Source organism: Pseudomonas gorinensis (assembly GCF_042015035.1).
Taxonomy (GTDB): domain Bacteria; phylum Pseudomonadota; class Gammaproteobacteria; order Pseudomonadales; family Pseudomonadaceae; genus Aquipseudomonas; species Aquipseudomonas gorinensis.
On the sequence record NZ_CP167125.1, the window covers coordinates 3061276 to 3079451 of the forward strand.

Sequence of the window (18176 nt, forward strand, 5' to 3'; positions counted from 1 at the left end):
TCGAATAGATATGTCATGTACTGAGTCCAGAATAGATAAACAAATGTTTCTTGCAATGAAAGTACATGACGTGTACTTTTGTTTCCAGGCCACAGGAGAACCGCCATGACCCTCTCGAAAACTGCCATCGCTTCATTCGACGTCGACGCCCAGAAGAGCTTTACGCCGCTGTGCCCCAACGAGTTGCCGGTGGCGGGTGGTGACCAGATCGGTGCCGAACTCAACTACATGGCCAGCCTCGCCGGCCACCGCATCGGCAGCAAAGATGCCCACAGCCCGCACGCCCCCTGGGTGGTTGCCCAGCCCAGCGAGATGCTGCAACCCACCGGCCTGGCGCACGCCGATGTCACCTGGGTCAGCCACTGCGTGCCGGGCACCGAGGGTTTCACCCTGCTGGACGAGTTGCCCGCCCCATATGACTACGATTACTTCATCTGGAAAGGCGTCGAACCCGACCTGCACCCTTACGGCGCCTGCTACCACGACCTGCACGACAAGCTCTCCACGGGCGTGATCGAATACCTCAAGGCCCAAGGCGTGGTCCGTGTGATTGTCGGCGGCCTGGCCCTGGACTACTGCGTCAAGACCACTGCGCTGCAACTGCTCAAGGCTGGCCTGGAGGTGGTCCTGCACCTGCCGGCATGCCGAGGAATCAGCGACGAGGGGAGCGTGCAGGCCGTCAATGAGTTGCTCAAGGCCGGGGCTGTGATCAGCAGCACCCGCGAAGAACTGGCCGCGATGGCCACGCGTTAAGGAGACACACCATGGAAAGTGCCTACGACTACGAAGCCCCGGTGATCCAGGGCTTGCTCGACACCGACTACTACACCTTCACCATGATGCAGGCGGTGTTGCACCAGCACCCCAACGTCGACGTCGAATACAACTTCATCGTGCGCTCCAGGGAAAAACTCGGTCACTTGATCCCCGAGTTGCGCGCCGAGCTGGAGAAACTCGCCGGCCTGCAAATGCGCGAAGGCGAGCTGCGCTTCCTGTTCAACCCACGCTTTCGCGAATACCTCACCCCCGACTACGAACGCTTCCTCGGCCTGTTCCGCTTCAACCTGCGCTACATCCACGTCAGCGAAATCGACGGCCAGCTGAATATCCGCGTGGTCGGCCCGATGCTGCACTGCATCATGTTCGAGCAGCCGGTGCTGGCGCTGGTCAGTGAGTTGCGCAACCGCGACAAGTACCCGGACGTGACTCTGGAAGACGTCACCCGCAAGCTCTACCAGAAATTCGATTGGCTGGAGAAACACCTCAGTCGCGACGAGCTGGCCGACCTGCGCGTCTCTGACTTTTCCACCCGTCGGCGCCTGTCATTCAAGGCCCAGCGTGAAGTGGTGGACATCATGCGCCGCGACTTCCCCGGCCACTTCGTGGGCACCAGCAACGCGCACCTCGCCTACGAATTCGACCTGCCGCTGATTGGTACCATGGCTCACCAGTGGATGATGGTGCACCAGCAACTGGGGCGCTTGCGCGAAAGCCAGAACGCCGGCCTGGAAAACTGGGTACGTGAATACCGCGGCCGCCTGGGCATTGCCTTGACCGACACCATCAGCACCGACTTTTTCCTCAAGGACTTCGACCTGTACTTCGCCAAGTTGTACGACGGTTTGCGCCAGGACTCCGGCGATCCCATCGCCTGGGCCGACAAAGTCCTGGCCCGCTACAAAGCATTGGGCATCGACCCGATGACCAAGGACCTGATGTTCTCCGACGGCCTGAACTTCGAAAAATGCCTGCCGATCCTGCGTCACGTGCGTGGCAAGGCCAAGTTCGGTTTCGGCATGGGCACCAGCCTGGCGTGCGATGTGGAGGGCGTCGAGCCGCTGAGTATCGTCATGAAGCTGGTACGGGTGCACGGCGAACCGGTGGTGAAATTCTCCGATGATCCGATCAAGAATGTCTGCGAAGACGCCTCGTTTTTGCAGTACGCGGCACAGGTGTTCAACGTGGGCAGGGTGGAGGTGTGACATGCAAGAACGTATCGCGCAGGAACTGAATATCGATCGGCAACTGGTCAAGGGCGGTGAAGCCAAGGAAATCCAACGGCGCATCGACTTCATCAAGACCACCTTGCGCCACTCAGGCTGCAAGGCCCTGGTACTGGGCATCAGCGGCGGCGTCGATTCGCTCACCGCCGGTCGCCTGTGCCAGTTGGCGGTGGAGCAACTGCGGGCCGAGGACTACGCCGCGCGTTTTATCGCCATGCGCCTGCCCTACAAGAGCCAGGCCGACGAACACGACGCCCAGGCCTCCCTGGACTTCATCGCTCCGGACCAGATCGACACCCTCGACATCGCCGCCAGCGTCGACGGCCTGATGGCCAGCCTGAGCGCCACTGAAGCCAGTGCGGAGCATGTCGACTTCATCAAAGGCAACGTCAAGGCCCGTACCCGCATGATCGCCCAGTACGCCGTGGCCAACCTGCACAACGGCCTGGTCGTCGGCACCGACCACGGCGCCGAGGCATTGATGGGCTTCTTCACCAAATTCGGCGACGGCGCCTGTGACCTGGCACCGCTGTCGGGCCTGACCAAGACCCAGGTACGTCTGTTGGCCAGTGCCCTTGGGGCCCCGACGAACCTGGTGCACAAGCAGCCCACTGCCGACCTGGAAGAACTCGTACCGGGCAAGCTGGATGAACATGCCTATGGCTGCACGTACGAAGAGATCGATGCCTACCTGATGGGCGAGCCGGTGAGTGAGCGGGTGAGGACGATTGTCGAAGGGGCGTACAGCAAGACAGCGCACAAACGCGCGCTGCCGATAGTTCCCGCTTGAACGGACGATCAAATGTTGATGTGCTCGCGAATATTCCAGCCGAACCGGATCGGCCCGCCATCGGCTTTCTGCGGCGGTACCTTTCCCATTCCCAGGATTGACTACAAGGCGCTGAGACCAGATCGGGAAGTGCCTGTCTTAAAAAAGGAAACCTTCCTACATTCTTGACGGATATTGATTCTTTACGCTCTGCGCTCTTGTGAGTTCAGGAGCAAATGAATGGCTAGCAGCGTATTGAAGGACGGTTTCCCCTGGGCCCACCTCACCCCCCGTGAACGGGTAGAAAGCCGCAGGGTTCGACGCTTCAACGAACCATTAAACGATGTTCTGGGCGGGATTTCGGGGCTGGCTGGAAGTTATCAACATGGTCACGTTGGAAATGCCACGACGATAGTTGTGGGCTGGTACGAGGAGATTTCAGCGTGAATGAGTCACCTCTCCGTCTTCTCCGCCGTAACTTTCCAGTGTTCATGAGCACGATATTCATGGCTATCTTCTCAACCGCTATGGTGACCGTGCTGGTTGATGATCACTATTTGCGCAAGCTCGAGCCGTCACTGAGAACCGAATTGATGGGGTGGGGGCTTCTGTCGCTGACGTTTTTCTTCGGGTTTTCCAATTTCATGATTGTGCGTGGCTTCAACTGGGCAGTTGGACTCCTGGCGGGCTATTTCGCTTTCTGCCTGATGCTGGTCATACCAACGATTCAATACCGCCCGCATACCGTGGCGTTTTCTCTGGGCGTTGTATTTCCACTCCTGGGATTGCTTCTGCTCAATACCGAACGCCACCGGGAAATGCGGCAAAAATTATTTGAAATCCGCATCCAACGAAATACCGCGAGAGCGATCTACAAAAATTACTGCAATAAACTCAAGGCCAGGGCGGGCAGGGAAGGGTAACGGCGGCTCCCACGTCAACAACGTGGGAGCGCAAGCTATACCCGCCTACCGCTCAATCGACCGACTCCACCGCGCATTCCACTCCGGCCGCGCCTGGTTCACCTGGTCCCAATCGATCGAAATCGCCGTCTGCAAATACCCCTGCATCGCCTCTACCCGCGCTCGGGTCTTGTCGGTGGTCGGGGTGGTCGGGTTCGACGGGATCTGGTCGCCTTCCTCCAGCGCCGGGGCCTGGGCCTCGGCGGTCAGCAAAAAGGCGGCGAGTTTCTGTGCCAGTTCCGGTTGGTCATTACGCGCGATCACGCACTCGGCCACGTTCAGCACCACGGCGCCTTCCTTGGGTTGCGCGTATTCCATTGGCACACCGAGGAGTTTCTGGGTGGCCACCTGGGTTGGGGTGAGGGGGAAGATCGCCGCTTCGTCGGTTTGCACCATCTCGGAGATTTTCGCGGAGCTGGCGATATATTCCAGCACGTTGGGGCCGACGGTTTTTGGCCAGGCCTTGAAGCCGGGCTCCACGTTGGTTTCGTCGCCGCCCTGGAGGCGGTTGAACATGAGGAAACCGTGCAGGCCGAAAGTGGAAGAGGCCACGGACTGGAACACCACTTTGTCCTTGAAGCGCGGGTCGGCCAGGTCCATCCATGAGGTGGGGGCGGCCCAGCCTTTTTCCTTGAACATCCTGGCGTTGTAGCCCAGGCCGGTGACGCCCAACGTCACGGCCACGGCCTGGTCCTTGATCTTCGCCTTGGCCGGGATCTGTTCCAGGGTCGGGCTGGCTGCCAGTTTGTCGCACAAGCCCATGGAGATGGCGCGGTACATGATGCCGTCGTCGAGGAACATCACGTGCATCTGCGGGTTGTCTTTGTTGGCCTGGACCTTGGCGAGGATGTCCGACGACGTGCCGGGCACGATCACCACCTTGACGTTGTTGGCCTTCTCGAACGCAGGCAACACCTTGTCGGCGTACACCCGTTCCATGGTGCCGCCGTTCATGCCCAGGTACAGCGTCGGCGCGGCATGGGCGGTGGAGGCGAGCAGAGCGAGGGACAAGCAGGACAGCGCAATACGAGTGTTCATGGATGTTTTTCCTCTCAGGCTTGGAAACGACGGATGGAAAACGCTTCGATGGGTTGGCGGCTGGCCCCGTCGCAGACGATCTCTGCCAGGGCTTCACCGACCGCTGGGCCCAGCTGGAACCCGGCGCCGGCAAAGCCGAAACCGTGGAGCAGGCCAGGTTGGGTGCTGCTGGGGCCGATCACCGGCTCGTGATCGGGTAGGTAACCTTCGGTGCCGCTCCAGGTGCGAATCGCCTGGGCGCCCTTGAGGAACGGGTACAGCTCGGCGGCATTGCGCAGGATTTCCAGCACTGCCGCTTGCCCGGGTCGCGCCTGCCGGGGGCCAAGGGCAAAGCCGCGCCCGCCGCCAAGGATGCAATTGCCGCGGGCCACCTGGCGCGCATAAATCCCACCGCCTTCGACACCGGTGCTCACGTTCATCACCACCGGCAGCGGTTCGGTGACCAACATGGCCGGGTGCGCCGAAATGATCGGCACCGGATCGCCAAATTGCGCGGCGAGGGTGCCGGCCCAGGCGCCGGCGCAGTTCAATAACCAGGGGGCTTGCAGGTGCAGGCCGTTGGCGCAGTGCACGCGGAAATGGCGGCCGTCATGTTCGATGCGGATCACCTCGGCCTGCTCGTATACCGATGCGCCCAGGCGTTGCGCCGCACGGGCGAAGGCGGGGGACACCAGTCGCGGGTTGGCGTGCCCGTCCTCGGGGCACAGTGAAGCCCCCACTGCGATATCGCCGACCCAAGGGAAGCGTGCGCGCAGTTCGGCGTGATCGAGCAGCTGCAAGCCCAGGCCAAAACCTCGGGTTTGCTCGGCATAGGCCTGCAACGCGGCGAAATCCGCATGACTGCGCGCCAGTTTCAGATGCCCGGAGCGCACGTATTCGCCCTCGATACCGATCAACCCCGGCAGGTCGGCCCACAGCTGGTGGGCGCGCTGCGACAGCGGCAACTGATGCAACGGCCGACCCTGGCGCCTGACGCCGCCGTAATTCACGCCACTGGAATGCGAGCCACAAAAGTCCCGCTCTACCAGGGCCACGCGCTGGCCTTTGTGCGCCAGCATCAAGGCCGCCGAAGCCCCGACGATCCCGCCGCCCAACACGATGACGTCGATCATGGCTGCACCTGCACGCCAAACGGCAGCGGCTTGATCGGTGCCTGGCCACGCAAGCGGCCGACGTGTTCAATCCCGCGGCCACTGCGCTCAGCGACGATCTCGGCTGCCGCCAGCCCGCACATGCGGCCCTGGCAGCGGCCCATGCCAACCCGGCAATGGGCTTTGACCCGGTTGATCTCCCAGTGGCCTTCATCCACCACGGCGCGTACATCGCCGACGCTGACTTCTTCACAGCGGCACACAATCAATTCATCCGGTGCCTGCGCCGCCCAGTCTTCAGGGAAGGGGAACGCAGTCTCCAACCCCTGGCGAAAGCGTTGGATGCCTGCCAATTGCTGCTCCAGCACAGCGGGGCGGCGATGATCGATCGCCACGCCTGCGTCTTCCAACACCGCCAACGCCGCCCGCTCGCCCGCCATCTGTGCGGCATCCGCGCCCATGATCCCGGCACCGTCGCCTGCCAGGTACACGCCTGCGAGGCTGCTGCGCCCAGCGTTGTCCCGGCGCGGCAACCAGGCACGGTTCAAGGCATTCCATTCAAATTCACAGCCGAGCAGATCCGCCAGTTGGGTTTCGCTGCGCAGGGCGTGGGCGAAGGCCACGGCGTCACAGGCCAAATCTTGCCTATCCCAACGAATACCGCTGACCCGCTGTTCGCCCTCGATCTGCTGGAGCGTCACGCCCTGATGCACGGGAACCCCGTGGGCGCTCAGCCAGGCGCGGTAATACAAGCCCTTGGCCAACGTCGCCGGTTGCCCGAGCAGCGCCGGCAACGCACGGCATTGCGCACGGAACGGCGCACTGTCGAGCACCGCCACCACCTTGGCCCCGGCCTTGGCGTATTGATAAGCCACTAAATAGAGCAATGGCCCGCTGCCACAAAACGCCACCCGTTCGCCGATGGCGCAGCCCTGGTACTTCAAGGCGATTTGCGCGGCGCCCAGGCTGTAGACGCCGGGCAAGGTCCAGCCCGAAACAGGCAGGATGCGGTCGGTGGCGCCGGTCGCGACGATGATCCGCGAATACTCGAGGCTCTCGGCACGGCCGCTCTTGAGCGTGTCCAGGCGACCGTCCTCGGCATTCCACACCAGGGTTTCGGGCCGATAGTCGATCAAACCGGCCAACTCATCCATCGTGCGGTGCACAGCGTCTGCCTTGCGCGCGTCAAAACCGTAGACCTGCTTGGCTGAGCGTTGGAAACCCGCTGGTTGGCGCCGATAGATCTGCCCGCCACCGAGCAGGCTTTCATCGATCAGGCAAGGTTTGATGCCGTGGTCGAGCAGGGTGCGCGCCGCGCTGATCCCCGCCGGGCCTGCGCCCACAATCACCACCGGCTTCATAGCTGGCGCCCCGGATCACGGCTGATCACCTGGCCTTCTTCCAGCAACGTCGAGCAGGCGCGTACCCGCCGCCCATCCTCCAGGCGCACCCAGCAGTCCTGGCAGGCGCCCATCAGGCAAAAACCGGCGCGGCGCTCGGCGCTGAAATCGCTGCCGCGCAGGTGCTCGGCGCAGGTCAGCACGGCGGTCAGCAGGGTGTCGCCGCGCAGGCCGGTGGCCGGTTGCCCGTCGAGGGTGAAGGCCACGGCAGGGCGCGCGGTCTCGGCCAATCGTTTGAACAGAGCCATCAATGTTTCCCCACCAGCACGCGGTCCAGGCCGTAGACCCGGTCGAGCAGAATCATGGTCGCCGCCGTCAGCGCAATCACCAGCGCCGACACCGCCGCCATCATCGGGTCGATGGACTCGGTGGCGTACACATACATGCGCACCGGCAGGGTTTGCGTGGCTGGCGAGCTGACAAAGATCGACAAGGTCACCTCATCGAAACTGTTGATGAAGGCCAGCAACCAGCCACCGGCCACGCCGGGCAAAATCATCGGCAACGTCACCCTGAGAAACAGCGTGATGCGCCCGGCGCCGAGGGACTCGGCCGCCTGCTCGGCGCTGCGATCCATGCCGACCGCCGCCGCCAATACCAGGCGCAGCACATAGGGCGTGATGATCACCACGTGCGCCAACATCAGCCAGGTGAAGCTGCCATTCACCCCCATCAGCGCAAACAGGCGCAGCATCGCCACGCCCAGTACCAGGTGCGGGATGATGATTGGTGACAGGAACAAGGTGCTGAAGAAGTTGCGCCCCGGGAACTGATAGCGACTGATCGCCAACGCTGCCGGCACCGCGATCAGTGTCGCCAAGGTCGCGGCGGTAAACGCCAGGATCAGACTGTTATAGAACGCCTGGATAAAGTCGGCCCGCTCGAACACGGCGCGAAACCAGCGCAGTGAGAAACCCGAGGTGGGCAGGCTCAAGGTGTTTTCCGGGGTGAAAGCCACCAGGCACACCACCACCAGCGGCGCCATCATGAACAGCACCACCAAACCATGGAAACCGAGGGCCAAAGGACCGTTTCTGGACATGCGCTTAAACCCCCAGGGACTTTTTGTAGCGGCCTTCGACCATGCGGTTCCAGCTCAGCATGATCAGCAGATTGACCAGCAACAGCACCACCGCGATGGTCGCGCCCATGGGCCAGTTGAGTTCCGAGAGGTACTGGTCGTACACCACGGTGGCGACCATTTTCAGGCGGCGTCCGCCGAGCAGGCCGGGGATCGCAAAGGAGCTGGCGGCCAGGCCGAACACAATCAAGGTGCCGGACAGCACGCCGGGCATGACCTGTGGCAACACGATCTTGCGCATCACCGTGGCCTGGCTTGCGCCCAGCGACAACGCCGCCTGTTCGGCCGAGGGGTCGAGCTTTTGCAGCGAGGTCCACACCGGAATGATCATGAACGGCAGCATCACGTGCACCAGCGCAATGATCACCGCGAACGGCGTGTACAACAGCTTCACCGGGCGCCCGCCCAGCATCTGGATCATCTGGTTCACCAGCCCGTCGGCACCGAGCAGCAGGCTCCAGCCGAACGCCCGCACCACCACCGAAATCAACAGCGGCGTGAGGATCAAAATCAGGAAGATCGAGCGCCACGGTGTGCCCATGCGGCTGAGGATGTAGGCCTCGGGCACGCCAATCACCACGCACAGCAAGGTCACCAACGCGCTGATCCAGAAGGTGCGCCAGAAGATCTCGTAGAAGTACGCATCGCTGAACAACGACAGGTAATGGGCCAAGGTCCATTCATCCGCCTTTACACCCACCTGATAGTCGAACACGTTGAACGACAGCACCAGCGTCAGGCCCAACGGCAGGATCAGCAGCCCGGCGAACAGCACCAGCGCCGGCAGCGAGAGCCAATAACCCCGACTCATGCGTGCACCTCATCCGTCGCCAATACCCGCAGCAGGTCGGCCTGCCAATCCAGGCCGACCGTTGCGCCATGGCCCAACGGCGCGCTGCCGTCGTTGCTGCGCACCACGGTGATTTCGCCCAGCGCGGTCTGGAGGCGGTACAGCCACTGGCTGCCGAAGAAGTAGCGGTTGACGACCTGGCCTTGCAGGCGGCCGGTGCCGGCGTCCACCAGCTGGATTTTTTCCGGGCGCAGGCTCAACACCAACTCGCCGTCGCCCTTGGCGTGGCGGACCTGCGCAGTGCCGAGCTCGTCATAGTCGCCGGGCAGCAGGTTGGCCTTGCCGACGAAGTCCGAGATAAACCGCGTGCGGGGGTGTTCGTACAGGGTGTACGGCACATCGATCTGGGTCACGCGCCCGGCTTGCATCACCACCACACGATCGCTGATGGACAGCGCCTCGGCCTGGTCGTGAGTGACCATCAAGGTGGTGATGCCCACCGCGCACTGGATACGGCGGATTTCAAACTGCATCTCTTCGCGCAGGTTGGCGTCGAGGTTGGACAGCGGCTCATCCAGCAGCAACACCGGCGGCTCGATCACCAGGGCGCGCGCCAGGGCCACGCGTTGGCGCTGGCCGCCGGATAACTCCCGTGGGTAACGGTCGGCGTGGGGGGCCAGGCGCACCAGCTCCAGCACGGTCTTGACCTTGGCGGCGATCTCGCTGCCCGGCACCTTGCGCATCTTCAGGCCGAAGGCGACGTTGTCGCGCACGCTCATGTGCGGGAACAGCGCGTAGCTCTGGAACACCACGCCCAGGCCACGGCTGGCGGGCTTGGCATGGGTGATGTCGCGGCCGTCGAGCAGGATCTGGCCGCCGCTCACCTCGACGAAGCCGGCGATCATTTGCAAGGTAGTGGTCTTGCCGCAGCCCGAGGGGCCGAGCAGGGAAACGAACTCGCCTTTTTCCACGGCCAAGTCAGTGGCGACCACCGCGTCGACGGCGCCGTAGCGTTTGCTCAAGGCGTTGAGTTGGAGAAATGCCATGTCTGCGTTCCACCTTTTTTTTTCAGTCGCGTCGAAACGCGCTTTTTTTGTTTTGGGCAGATGCGAAAAGAGTGTTGCGGGTGCGTTGGCGCTCGATCTCAAGTCGGCTGCCGGTTGTTGTTCATTTCGCCCCTGTGGACGCAGATTAGGACGAAGACTAGGATGGGCGGAAGATGGAATTTCACTGGGTGAGCAATTATTTTAAGATTTATTCACTGAACAGAATTACTCATGAGATAGCGTGTTATGGATTCCACTGAGCGGAATAACGACAGTAAGGAAGTAGGGGCGGGCGGGGTGTCCCGTCTGTTCGCGTTGCTGCGTACCCTGGGTGAGGTGCCGGAAGGTGGTGAGCGCGTCACCCAACTCGCCCAACAGGTCGGCCTATCCCAGCCCACCACCCACCGCCTGCTGCGCAGCCTGATGGACGAAGGCATGGTCGAACAGGACGCGCGCAGCAAACGTTATCGCCTGAGCCTGGAGTTCTTCGCCTTGGCGGCGAACGCGGGCAAGACCGGCAACCTGCGCGACCTGGTGCGCCCGAGCATGCTGCGCTTGAGCGCGTCCTTGGGCGACTCATTGTTTTTGCTGGCGCGCAGCGGCTTTGACGCGATCTGCCTGGACCGCAGCGAGGGCCCGTACCCGATCCGCACCTTCACCGGCGACATCGGCGGGCGCGTGGCATTGGGCGTGGGGCAGGGCAGCCTGGCCATCCTGGCATTCCTGCCGGAAGAAGAGCGCGAGACGGTGATCCGCTACAACTTGCCACGGCTCAAGGACTTCCACCTGTATGACGAGGTGCTGTTGCGTTCGGAGGTGGAGAACGTGCGCAACCTGGGCTATGCGGCGCGCAACACCGGGGTGCTGGAAGGCATGGCGGGCCTGGCGGTACCGATCCTCAACCGGGACGGGCATGCGGTGGCGGCATTGAGCGTGGCGACCATCAGCGATCGCCTGGGGCCGAGCCGGTTGCCGATGGTGGTGGAATTGTTGAAACGCGAAGCGGCGGCGATCGGTCCCAGGATCAACCCGTTTGACCCGACATTGCGCCGGCCTTCACAAACCTTCGGCGGTTAACTTATTCCCGGCAATGAAGATCCCCTGGGGGAACCGCACTTCAGTGCCGAGCGGACTGTTGTGGCATGTGGGCTGTTATGGCAGACGGGCTAACTGTGGCGAGCGGGCTTGCCCCGCGTTGGGGCGCGAAGCGGCCCTGAAACCAGGCTCCCGGTTCTACCAGAAGGAATGCGGCGGCCTTATTGGGGCTGCTTCGCAGCCCAACGCGGGGCAAGCCCGCTCGCCACAGCCACAGGGGGACCGCAGATTTGGCGGGACCTTCCACATCAGATTGCCGCTAACGCCACTGACGTAGCGGCGGTGCGGGTCTCCACTCCCAACTTCACATACACATGCTCCAGGTGCTTGTTCACCGTGCGCGGGCTCAACCCCAGGATATCGCCAATATCCCGGTTGGTCTTGCCGCACGCGACCCAGCGCAACACCTCCACCTCACGCTCGGTCAGTTGGAACCTGGCGGACAACAGCCGGTGCGCCGGCTCATCCTCCAGGGTCAACGCACTCGGTTGCGTCGCCGCCCGTGCAGACATCAGGATGCGTGAGGTGCGCAAGTGCGCCGCCACCCGCGCCAGTACTTCGTCGGTCTGGATCGGCTTGGTCACGTAGTCGCTGCCACCGACCTCGAAGCCTTGCACAACATGCTTGCTGTCGGTCAGCCCGGTCATGAACACCACCGGGATATCCGCGCTGGCCGGCATTGCCTTGAGCCGGCGGCAGGTTTCGAAACCGTCCAGGCCCGGCATCATCGCGTCCAGCAGGATCAGATCGGGGCGCCGGCGTTGCACGCGGTTCAGCGCGCTGAGGCCATCGAGGGCCACCAGCACCATGTAGCCGGCGTCGTCGAGGGCGTCGGAGAGCATCGCCAGGTTGTCCGGCGTGTCGTCGACGATCAGCACCACGCCAGGTTCAGTGCTGCGGGTGAGAGCATTCATCTTCGGCCTCCTTGAGGGTTCGGTTGAGTTCATCCAGGCGAAAACCCTTGAGCAGCCCGCGGACTTGAGTGATGAACGGCTCTACGTCGGGGCGCTGGGCAAGGATCGTGTCGAGTTTTTCGTGCAGGCCACGCACATAGCCAATGGCGCTGAGTTCGGCGAGTACCGCGAGGTCGTCGGCGCTGGGCAGCACGCTGGGTGGCGGCGGCGGGACCAGGCTCTTGGTACGCCGTACCCACTGCAAGCCCAGGTGCTGTTGCAGGCACCCGAGCAGCTCCGGGGTACGCACTGGCTTGGCCAGGTAGTCGTTGCAGGCGGCGGCGATGCTGCGTTCGCGATCGTCGGTAAACGCGTTGGCCGAAATCACGATGATCGGCGCGGTGGACAGCGCATTGCGCCGGATCAGCCGGCTGGTCTCCCAGCCGTCCAGGGTCGGCATCGACAGGTCCATCAGGATCAGGTCCGGCGCCAGCAACGCCACCTGGCGAATGGCGTCCTGGCCGTTGCTCGCCTGGATCACCTCGAAGCCCAACGGCGTGAGCATGCCGCTGAGCACCTTGCGGTGGTCCACATGGTCGTCCACCACCAGGATGCGTCGGCGCTCGCCTTGATAGCCGATGATGTCGTGTTCCACATGCACCACCGCTTGCGGCGCGCGCACTTGCGACAGGAACAGCCGCACCTGGAAGCAGGTGCCCTTGTCCAGCTCGCTGGTCACGCGTAATTCGCCACCCATCAAGGCAGTGAGCATGCGCGTAATGGTCAGCCCCAGGCCCACGCCGTTGTCCTGGCGCATCAGGTCGCCGCGCTCGAACGGCTGGAAAATCCGCTCGATCTGCCCCGGATCAATACCGATACCGGTGTCGATGATTTCAAAATTAGCCGTCTCGCGCATGTAGCTGACCCGCAGGCACACTTCGCCGCTGTCGGTGAAATTCACCGCGTTGCCCAGCAGGTTGATCAGGATCTGGCGCACGCGTTTTTCATCGCCGCGCACCACCGCCGGGATCTTGCCCACGCAGTCCAGGCGAAAGCGCAGGCCCTTGTCCTGGGCCTGGGGGGTGAACATCTGCTCCAGGTCGTGGATCAGTTCGGGGAAGGGGATTTCCGTCAGCTCCAGGCGCAGCTTGCCGGCCTCGATCTTCGCCACATCGAGCAGGCCATCGATCAGCGACAGCAAGTGCGAGCCACTGCGCAGGATGGTCGCCAGCGCGTCCTGGTGCTGCTCGGGCATGGCGCTGTCACGCTGCAGGATCTGGGTGAAACCGAGGATGCTGTTGAGCGGCGTGCGCAGTTCGTGGGACAAGCCGGTGACGTAGCGGCTTTTGGCGGCGTTGGCCGCTTCCGAGGCTTCCTTGGCCTGTTGCAGGGCCTGGTCGGTGAGGCTGTGGGCGTCGATTTCCTGCATCAGCAACAGGGTCTGGCGGTCGGATTCCTGCTGGGCGACGCGGCGGCTTTCGCGGGTCAGCACCACCCACCAGGCGAGCACGGCGGCCAGCACCGAGAGGGTGAGGAACGCCTTGAAGAACGCCTGGTACAACGTCTCCGAATGCGGCAACCCTTGGGCGGCCTGCACGTAGATCAAGGCCAAGGCGCCGGCGAGCAGCAACACCAGGACCAACAGCAGCCCCAGGTAATGGGCCAGCCGCGTATGCAGACGCGGCATCAGCGTGTTGGGCAGCAACCAGCGCAACACGCCTTCGAACTGGCTGACCAATCGCGCATGGGGTTTGCAGCGGTCGCCACAGCGCGCATCCAGCGAGCAACACAACGAGCAGATCGGCGTGCTGTAGGCCGGGCAGAACGCCATGTCGGCGGTCTCGAACGGGTTACTGCACAGCCCGCACACGGCATGGGTCGCCGGTGCAACCGGGTGAATCAAGCGCACGTCGCTGCTGCGCGCGATGTAGTACTTGCCCTTCGTCAGCCAGGCCAACAGGGGCGCCATGATCAATGCCGTGCCCAGCGCCACGAAGGGCGGCGCCGCCTGTGCCAGGGCGCCAAACAGGCCGAAGTGGGCGAGGATCGACAGCAGCGAGGCAATCAGCATCGAGCCGACGCCCACCGGGTTGATGTCGTACAGATGCGCGCGCTTGAACTCGATATGTTTGGGTGACAGCCCCAAGGGTTTATTGATCACCAGGTCGGCCACCAACGTGCCGATCCAGGCAATCGCAATATTGGCGTACAAGCCCAGCACCTGGTCGATCACATCGAACACGCCCAGCTCCATCAGCATCAGCGCGATCGCCACGTTGAACACCAGCCACACCACGCGCCCAGGGTGGCTGTGGGTCACGCGGGCGAAGAAATTCGACCAGGCCAGGGAGCCGGCGTAGGCGTTGGTCAGGTTGATCTTCATCTGTGAAATGAACACGAACAGCACCATTGCGCCGAGGGCCCATTCCGGCGAGCTGAACACATAGCGGAAGGCGACCAGGTACATCTGGGTCGGCTCGGCGGCGCGCTCCATGGGGATTTCATGTTGCAGGGCGAGAAAGGCCAGGAACGCCCCGCCAAACATCTTCAACGCGCCCGGGATAATCCAGCCGGGGCCGGAGCAGAGCAGGGCGGCCCACCAGCGCTTGCGGTTGGCCGCGGTTTTTTCCGGCAGGAAGCGCAGGTAGTCCACCTGTTCGCCGATCTGCGTCACCAGCGACAGCGCCACGGTACAGGCGGCGCAGAACGCCAACAGGTTGAAACCGCCGCCATCGCCGCTGCGCCCGACAAAACTGGTCCAGTCGCTGAAGGCATCGGGGTTTTTCCACCACACGAAGCCGTACGGCAGCACCAGCAACAGCAGCCACAACGGTTGCGTCCACAGTTGCAGGCGGCTGATCAGGGTCACGCCGTAGGCCACCAGCGGGATCACCAGCAACGAGCAGATCACATAGGCAAAGGCCAGCGGTATATGGAAATACAACTCCAGGGCCAGGGCCATGATCGCCGCTTCCAGGGCGAAGAACAGGAAGGTGAAGCTGGCGTAGATCAGGGAGGTGATGGTCGAGCCGATATAACCGAAGCCGGCTCCACGGGTCAGCAGGTCCATGTCCACGCCGTAGCGCGCCGCGTAGTAGCTGATGGGCAGGCCGGTCAGGAAGACCACCAGGCTGATGGCAAGGATCGCCCAGAAAGTGTTGGTGAAGCCGTAGCTCAGGGCCAATACACCACCGATGGCTTCCAATGCGAGGAACGACACCGCGCCCAGGGCGGTGTTGGCAATGCGCAGCTCCGACCATTTGCGAAAGGATTTGGGCGTGTAGCGCAGGGCATAGTCTTCCATGGTCTCGTCGGCGACCCAGGTGTTGTAGTCGCGGCGGATCTTGACGATGCGCTGGGTGCCGGGAGGGGATTGCACGGTGGGGAGGCTCCGCAGGGTGGACGAAGGGAGTGAGCAAGTTCCATGCCCTCGCGGGCGCTGCGAGTCAAATGTGGGAGGGGGCTTGCCCCCGATGAGGGAGTGTCAGTCACTTATTTGTTCGCTGACCCGGCGCTATCGGGGGCAAGCCCCCTCCCACATTGGTCAGCGGTGGCTGGGCGGACGCGATCCTGCCCTGCATTGGTGCGCAGTGGCATACGTCAAATGACGTATCCCGTTACGTCAGGCTGCGTATACCCGCGTGGGTCGGCTGCCGCCATGCTGGAGCCCTCATTGCAGAGGAGTCGCCCCATGGAACCACGATTGATCCGCTCCAAACCGCTGTTGGCCCTGTCATTGCTGGCGGCCGCGCTGTTCAGCCAGGGCGTGCTGGCCGATAACGAAGGCTTGGCCGTGACGCCTACCGAAGTCACTGTCGGCCAGTTGCACTCGGCCACCGGCACCATGGCGATTTCCGAGACTGGCTCGATCCAGGCCGAGCGCCTGGCCATCGAGCAGATCAACGCCTCGGGCGGGATTCTGGGACGGCAGATCAAAGTGATCCAGGAAGACGGCGCGTCCGACTGGCCGACCTTCGCTGAAAAAGCCAAGAAACTGCTGGTCAACGACAAGGTGGCTGCGGTGTTCGGTTGCTGGACCTCGGCCTCGCGTAAAGCGGTGCTGCCGATCTTCGAGAAAGAAAATGGCTTGCTCTACTACCCGACCTTCTACGAGGGCCTGGAACAGTCGAAAAACGTGATCTACACCGGGCAGGAAGCCACCCAGCAAATCCTCGCCAGCCTCGACTGGATCGCCAAGACCAAGGGCGCCAAAACGTTCTACCTGGTCGGCTCCGACTACATCTGGCCGCGCACGTCGATGAAGATCGCGCGCAAGCACATTGAAAATGTGCTGCACGGTACCGTGGTCGGCGAAGACTACTACCCGCTGGGCAACACCCAGTTCGGCTCGCTGATCAACAAGGTCAAGCTGAAAAAACCGGATGTGGTCTTTGCCGCAGTGGTGGGCGGTTCCAACGTGGCGTTCTACAAACAGCTCAACGCGGCGGGTGTGAACGCGTCCAAGCAAACCCTGCTGACCCTGTCGGTCACCGAAGACGAACTGCTCGGCATCGGCGGCGAAAACATGGCCGGCTTCTATGCCTCGATGAAGTACTTCCAGAGCCTGGACAACCCCAACAACAAAGCCTTCGTCGAAGCTTTCAAGGCCAAGTACGGCAAGGACGCGGTGATCGGCGACGTGACCCAGGCGGCCTACCTCGGCCCTTGGCTGTGGAAAGCGGCGGTGGAGAAGGCCGGCAGTTTCGACGTGGACAAAGTCGTCGCCGCCTCCCCGGGCATCGAGCTGAAAACCGCGCCGGAAGGCTACGTGAAGATCCACGAAAACCATCACCTGTGGAGCAAGTCGCGTATCGGTGAAGTGCAGCCGAACGGGCAGTTCAAGGTGATCTACGAATCGGATCTGATCGAGCCGAACCCGTTTCCAAAGGGTTACCAATAACCCTCAGGCATAAAGAGATCTAAATGTGGGAGGGGCGGTGCGACGATTCGACTTGCCCCCGATGGCGGAGTGTCAGTCGACATTTCTATAACTGAACCACCGCTATCGGGGGCAAGCCCCCTCCCACATAGAGCAAAAGCACATCGCATTCCAACTATCACCTCCCGCTCTCAGGAGACCATCATCATGGAATGGCTATCGGAATTTGGAGCCATCGCGGCGATGCAGGGGTTCAACGGCTTGTCCGTGTTCTGCGTGCTGCTGTTGATGGCATTGGGGCTGGCGATCATTTTCGGGCAGATGGGCGTGATCAACATGGCCCATGGTGAATTCCTGACGATCGGTGCCTACACCACCTACGTGTGTTCCAGCCTCACCGCGCACTTTGCGCCGAGTTTCCAGCCCTATTACTTCTTCTTCGCCATCGCCCTGTCGTTCCTCGTTGCCGGCGCCGTTGGCTGGCTGGTGGAATGGGCGATGATCAGCCGCTTGTACAAGCGCCCGCTGGACACCTTGCTGGCGACCTGGGGCCTGTCCCTGGTGATGCAGCAAACCTTCCGTTCGGTGTTCGGCGCCCGTGAGGTCAGCGCTGAACCACCGGCCTGGTTGATGGGCTCGGTGAACTTCACCGACGCCATCGAGATCCCGCGCAACGGCCTGTTCATGATGGGCCTGACCCTGCTGCTGACCGGTGCGATCTTCCTGATGCTGTACCGCTCGCGCTGGGGCCTGCAGGTGCGCGCCACGGTGCAGAACCGCTTGATGAGCCGCGCGGTGGGCATCAACACACGCAAGGTCGACCGCATGACCTTCGCCCTCGGCTGTGGCGTGGCCGGGGTGGCCGGTGCGGCGTTCACCACCATCGGCTCCACCGGCCCCACAGCGGGCTCGCAGTACATCGTCGACACCTTCCTGGTGGTGGTGTTCGGCGGCGCGCAAAGCCTGTTCGGCACGATCGCCTCGGCGTTCGTGATCGCCCAGACCCAATCGCTGTCGGAGTTTTTCCTGAGTGGCTCGATGGCCAAGGTACTGACCTTGTCGTCGGTGATTCTGATCCTGATGCTGCGCCCGCAAGGGTTGTTCTCCATCAAAGTGCGCAAGTAGAGGC

At 62.6% G+C, this 18176-nt stretch carries 17 protein-coding genes; 8 read left to right on the forward strand and 9 right to left on the reverse strand.

The window, feature by feature from the left end:
• The first annotated feature begins 105 nt into the window (after positions 1-105).
• The 5 genes from AB7933_RS14040 to AB7933_RS14060 all read left to right on the forward strand — a co-directional run bounded on the left by AB7933_RS14040 (position 106) and on the right by AB7933_RS14060 (position 3695).
• Complete coding sequence (locus AB7933_RS14040; RefSeq protein ID WP_024074851.1) at positions 106-753, forward strand: nicotinamidase; 648 nt, start codon at positions 106-108, stop codon at positions 751-753.
• Between the two features lie 11 nt (positions 754-764).
• Positions 765-1982, forward strand: a complete 1218-nt coding sequence (pncB, locus tag AB7933_RS14045; RefSeq protein ID WP_024074852.1) for a nicotinate phosphoribosyltransferase — start codon at positions 765-767, stop codon at positions 1980-1982.
• A gap of 1 nt (position 1983) precedes the next feature.
• Positions 1984-2793, forward strand: coding sequence for an ammonia-dependent NAD(+) synthetase (gene nadE / locus AB7933_RS14050; protein WP_024074853.1), 810 nt, complete (start codon positions 1984-1986; stop codon positions 2791-2793).
• A gap of 219 nt (positions 2794-3012) precedes the next feature.
• Positions 3013-3219 carry a hypothetical protein gene (locus tag AB7933_RS14055; RefSeq protein WP_024074854.1) on the forward strand — a complete coding sequence of 69 codons (207 nt, stop codon included), beginning with the start codon at positions 3013-3015 and terminating at the stop codon, positions 3217-3219.
• A complete protein-coding gene (locus tag AB7933_RS14060; protein ID WP_024074855.1) occupies positions 3216-3695 on the forward strand; it encodes a hypothetical protein in 480 nt (159 codons plus the stop codon). Before AB7933_RS14055 ends, AB7933_RS14060 begins: the two co-directional genes overlap by 4 nt.
• A 45-nt stretch (positions 3696-3740) precedes the next feature.
• Here AB7933_RS14060 and AB7933_RS14065 read toward each other — a convergent pair whose 3' ends face one another.
• Genes AB7933_RS14065 through AB7933_RS14095 form a run of 7 tightly spaced genes read right to left on the reverse strand, consistent with a single transcriptional unit; the run spans position 3741 to position 10180 of the window.
• Entirely contained in the window at positions 3741-4772 is a 1032-nt protein-coding gene (locus tag AB7933_RS14065) for an ABC transporter substrate-binding protein (protein WP_024074856.1), read from the reverse strand.
• 14 nt (positions 4773-4786) lie between these two features.
• Positions 4787-5884, reverse strand: a complete 1098-nt coding sequence (locus tag AB7933_RS14070) for an NAD(P)/FAD-dependent oxidoreductase (RefSeq protein ID WP_024074857.1) — start codon at positions 5882-5884, stop codon at positions 4787-4789.
• Positions 5881-7224, reverse strand: a complete 1344-nt coding sequence (locus tag AB7933_RS14075) for an NAD(P)/FAD-dependent oxidoreductase (RefSeq protein ID WP_024074858.1) — start codon at positions 7222-7224, stop codon at positions 5881-5883. Before AB7933_RS14075 ends, AB7933_RS14070 begins: the two co-directional genes overlap by 4 nt.
• On the reverse strand, positions 7221-7511 hold the full coding sequence (locus AB7933_RS14080) for a (2Fe-2S)-binding protein (RefSeq protein ID WP_024074859.1): 291 nt from the start codon (positions 7509-7511) through the stop codon (positions 7221-7223). The genes AB7933_RS14075 and AB7933_RS14080 overlap by 4 nt, the downstream gene beginning before the upstream one ends.
• On the reverse strand, positions 7511-8305 hold the full coding sequence (locus AB7933_RS14085; RefSeq protein WP_024074860.1) for an ABC transporter permease: 795 nt from the start codon (positions 8303-8305) through the stop codon (positions 7511-7513). Before AB7933_RS14085 ends, AB7933_RS14080 begins: the two co-directional genes overlap by 1 nt.
• Before the next feature lie 4 nt (positions 8306-8309).
• Complete coding sequence (locus tag AB7933_RS14090) at positions 8310-9155, reverse strand: ABC transporter permease (protein ID WP_024074861.1); 846 nt, start codon at positions 9153-9155, stop codon at positions 8310-8312.
• On the reverse strand, positions 9152-10180 hold the full coding sequence (locus AB7933_RS14095) for an ABC transporter ATP-binding protein (RefSeq protein ID WP_024074862.1): 1029 nt from the start codon (positions 10178-10180) through the stop codon (positions 9152-9154). Before AB7933_RS14095 ends, AB7933_RS14090 begins: the two co-directional genes overlap by 4 nt.
• A gap of 246 nt (positions 10181-10426) precedes the next feature.
• On the opposite strand from AB7933_RS14095, the gene AB7933_RS14100 reads away from it, so the two are divergent.
• On the forward strand, positions 10427-11257 hold the full coding sequence (locus tag AB7933_RS14100) for an IclR family transcriptional regulator (protein WP_024074863.1): 831 nt from the start codon (positions 10427-10429) through the stop codon (positions 11255-11257).
• Positions 11258-11523: 266 nt separating this feature from the next.
• Here AB7933_RS14100 and AB7933_RS14105 read toward each other — a convergent pair whose 3' ends face one another.
• Together AB7933_RS14105 and AB7933_RS14110 are read right to left on the reverse strand one after the other, a co-directional pair.
• Positions 11524-12189 carry a response regulator gene (locus AB7933_RS14105; RefSeq protein WP_024074864.1) on the reverse strand — a complete coding sequence of 222 codons (666 nt, stop codon included), beginning with the start codon at positions 12187-12189 and terminating at the stop codon, positions 11524-11526.
• Positions 12164-15547, reverse strand: coding sequence for an ATP-binding protein (locus tag AB7933_RS14110; RefSeq protein ID WP_024074865.1), 3384 nt, complete (start codon positions 15545-15547; stop codon positions 12164-12166). Before AB7933_RS14110 ends, AB7933_RS14105 begins: the two co-directional genes overlap by 26 nt.
• Before the next feature lie 312 nt (positions 15548-15859).
• Here AB7933_RS14110 and urtA point away from each other — a divergent pair, with 312 nt between their 5' ends.
• Both urtA and urtB read left to right on the forward strand, forming a co-directional pair.
• Positions 15860-17068: an urea ABC transporter substrate-binding protein gene (urtA, locus tag AB7933_RS14115; RefSeq protein ID WP_024074866.1), complete on the forward strand. Its 1209-nt coding sequence runs from the start codon at positions 15860-15862 to the stop codon at positions 17066-17068.
• 186 nt (positions 17069-17254) lie between these two features.
• Complete coding sequence (urtB, locus tag AB7933_RS14120) at positions 17255-18172, forward strand: urea ABC transporter permease subunit UrtB (RefSeq protein WP_024074867.1); 918 nt, start codon at positions 17255-17257, stop codon at positions 18170-18172.
• Positions 18173-18176: the final 4 nt, after the last annotated feature.

Excerpts from the sequence above, each read along its gene's own strand:
- AB7933_RS14040 (WP_024074851.1), top strand. The coding sequence starts at position 106 with ATGACCCTCTCGAAAACTGCCATCGCTTCATTCGACGTCGACGCCCAG.
- pncB (WP_024074852.1), top strand. The coding sequence starts at position 765 with ATGGAAAGTGCCTACGACTACGAAGCCCCGGTGATCCAGGGCTTGCTC.
- nadE (WP_024074853.1), top strand. The coding sequence starts at position 1,984 with ATGCAAGAACGTATCGCGCAGGAACTGAATATCGATCGGCAACTGGTC.
- AB7933_RS14055 (WP_024074854.1), top strand. The coding sequence starts at position 3,013 with ATGGCTAGCAGCGTATTGAAGGACGGTTTCCCCTGGGCCCACCTCACC.
- AB7933_RS14065 (WP_024074856.1), bottom strand. The coding sequence starts at position 4,772 with ATGAACACTCGTATTGCGCTGTCCTGCTTGTCCCTCGCTCTGCTCGCC.
- AB7933_RS14070 (WP_024074857.1), bottom strand. The coding sequence starts at position 5,884 with ATGATCGACGTCATCGTGTTGGGCGGCGGGATCGTCGGGGCTTCGGCG.
- AB7933_RS14075 (WP_024074858.1), bottom strand. The coding sequence starts at position 7,224 with ATGAAGCCGGTGGTGATTGTGGGCGCAGGCCCGGCGGGGATCAGCGCG.
- AB7933_RS14080 (WP_024074859.1), bottom strand. The coding sequence starts at position 7,511 with ATGGCTCTGTTCAAACGATTGGCCGAGACCGCGCGCCCTGCCGTGGCC.
- AB7933_RS14085 (WP_024074860.1), bottom strand. The coding sequence starts at position 8,305 with ATGTCCAGAAACGGTCCTTTGGCCCTCGGTTTCCATGGTTTGGTGGTG.
- AB7933_RS14090 (WP_024074861.1), bottom strand. The coding sequence starts at position 9,155 with ATGAGTCGGGGTTATTGGCTCTCGCTGCCGGCGCTGGTGCTGTTCGCC.
- AB7933_RS14095 (WP_024074862.1), bottom strand. The coding sequence starts at position 10,180 with ATGGCATTTCTCCAACTCAACGCCTTGAGCAAACGCTACGGCGCCGTC.
- AB7933_RS14100 (WP_024074863.1), top strand. The coding sequence starts at position 10,427 with ATGGATTCCACTGAGCGGAATAACGACAGTAAGGAAGTAGGGGCGGGC.
- AB7933_RS14105 (WP_024074864.1), bottom strand. The coding sequence starts at position 12,189 with ATGAATGCTCTCACCCGCAGCACTGAACCTGGCGTGGTGCTGATCGTC.
- urtA (WP_024074866.1), top strand. The coding sequence starts at position 15,860 with ATGGAACCACGATTGATCCGCTCCAAACCGCTGTTGGCCCTGTCATTG.
- urtB (WP_024074867.1), top strand. The coding sequence starts at position 17,255 with ATGGAATGGCTATCGGAATTTGGAGCCATCGCGGCGATGCAGGGGTTC.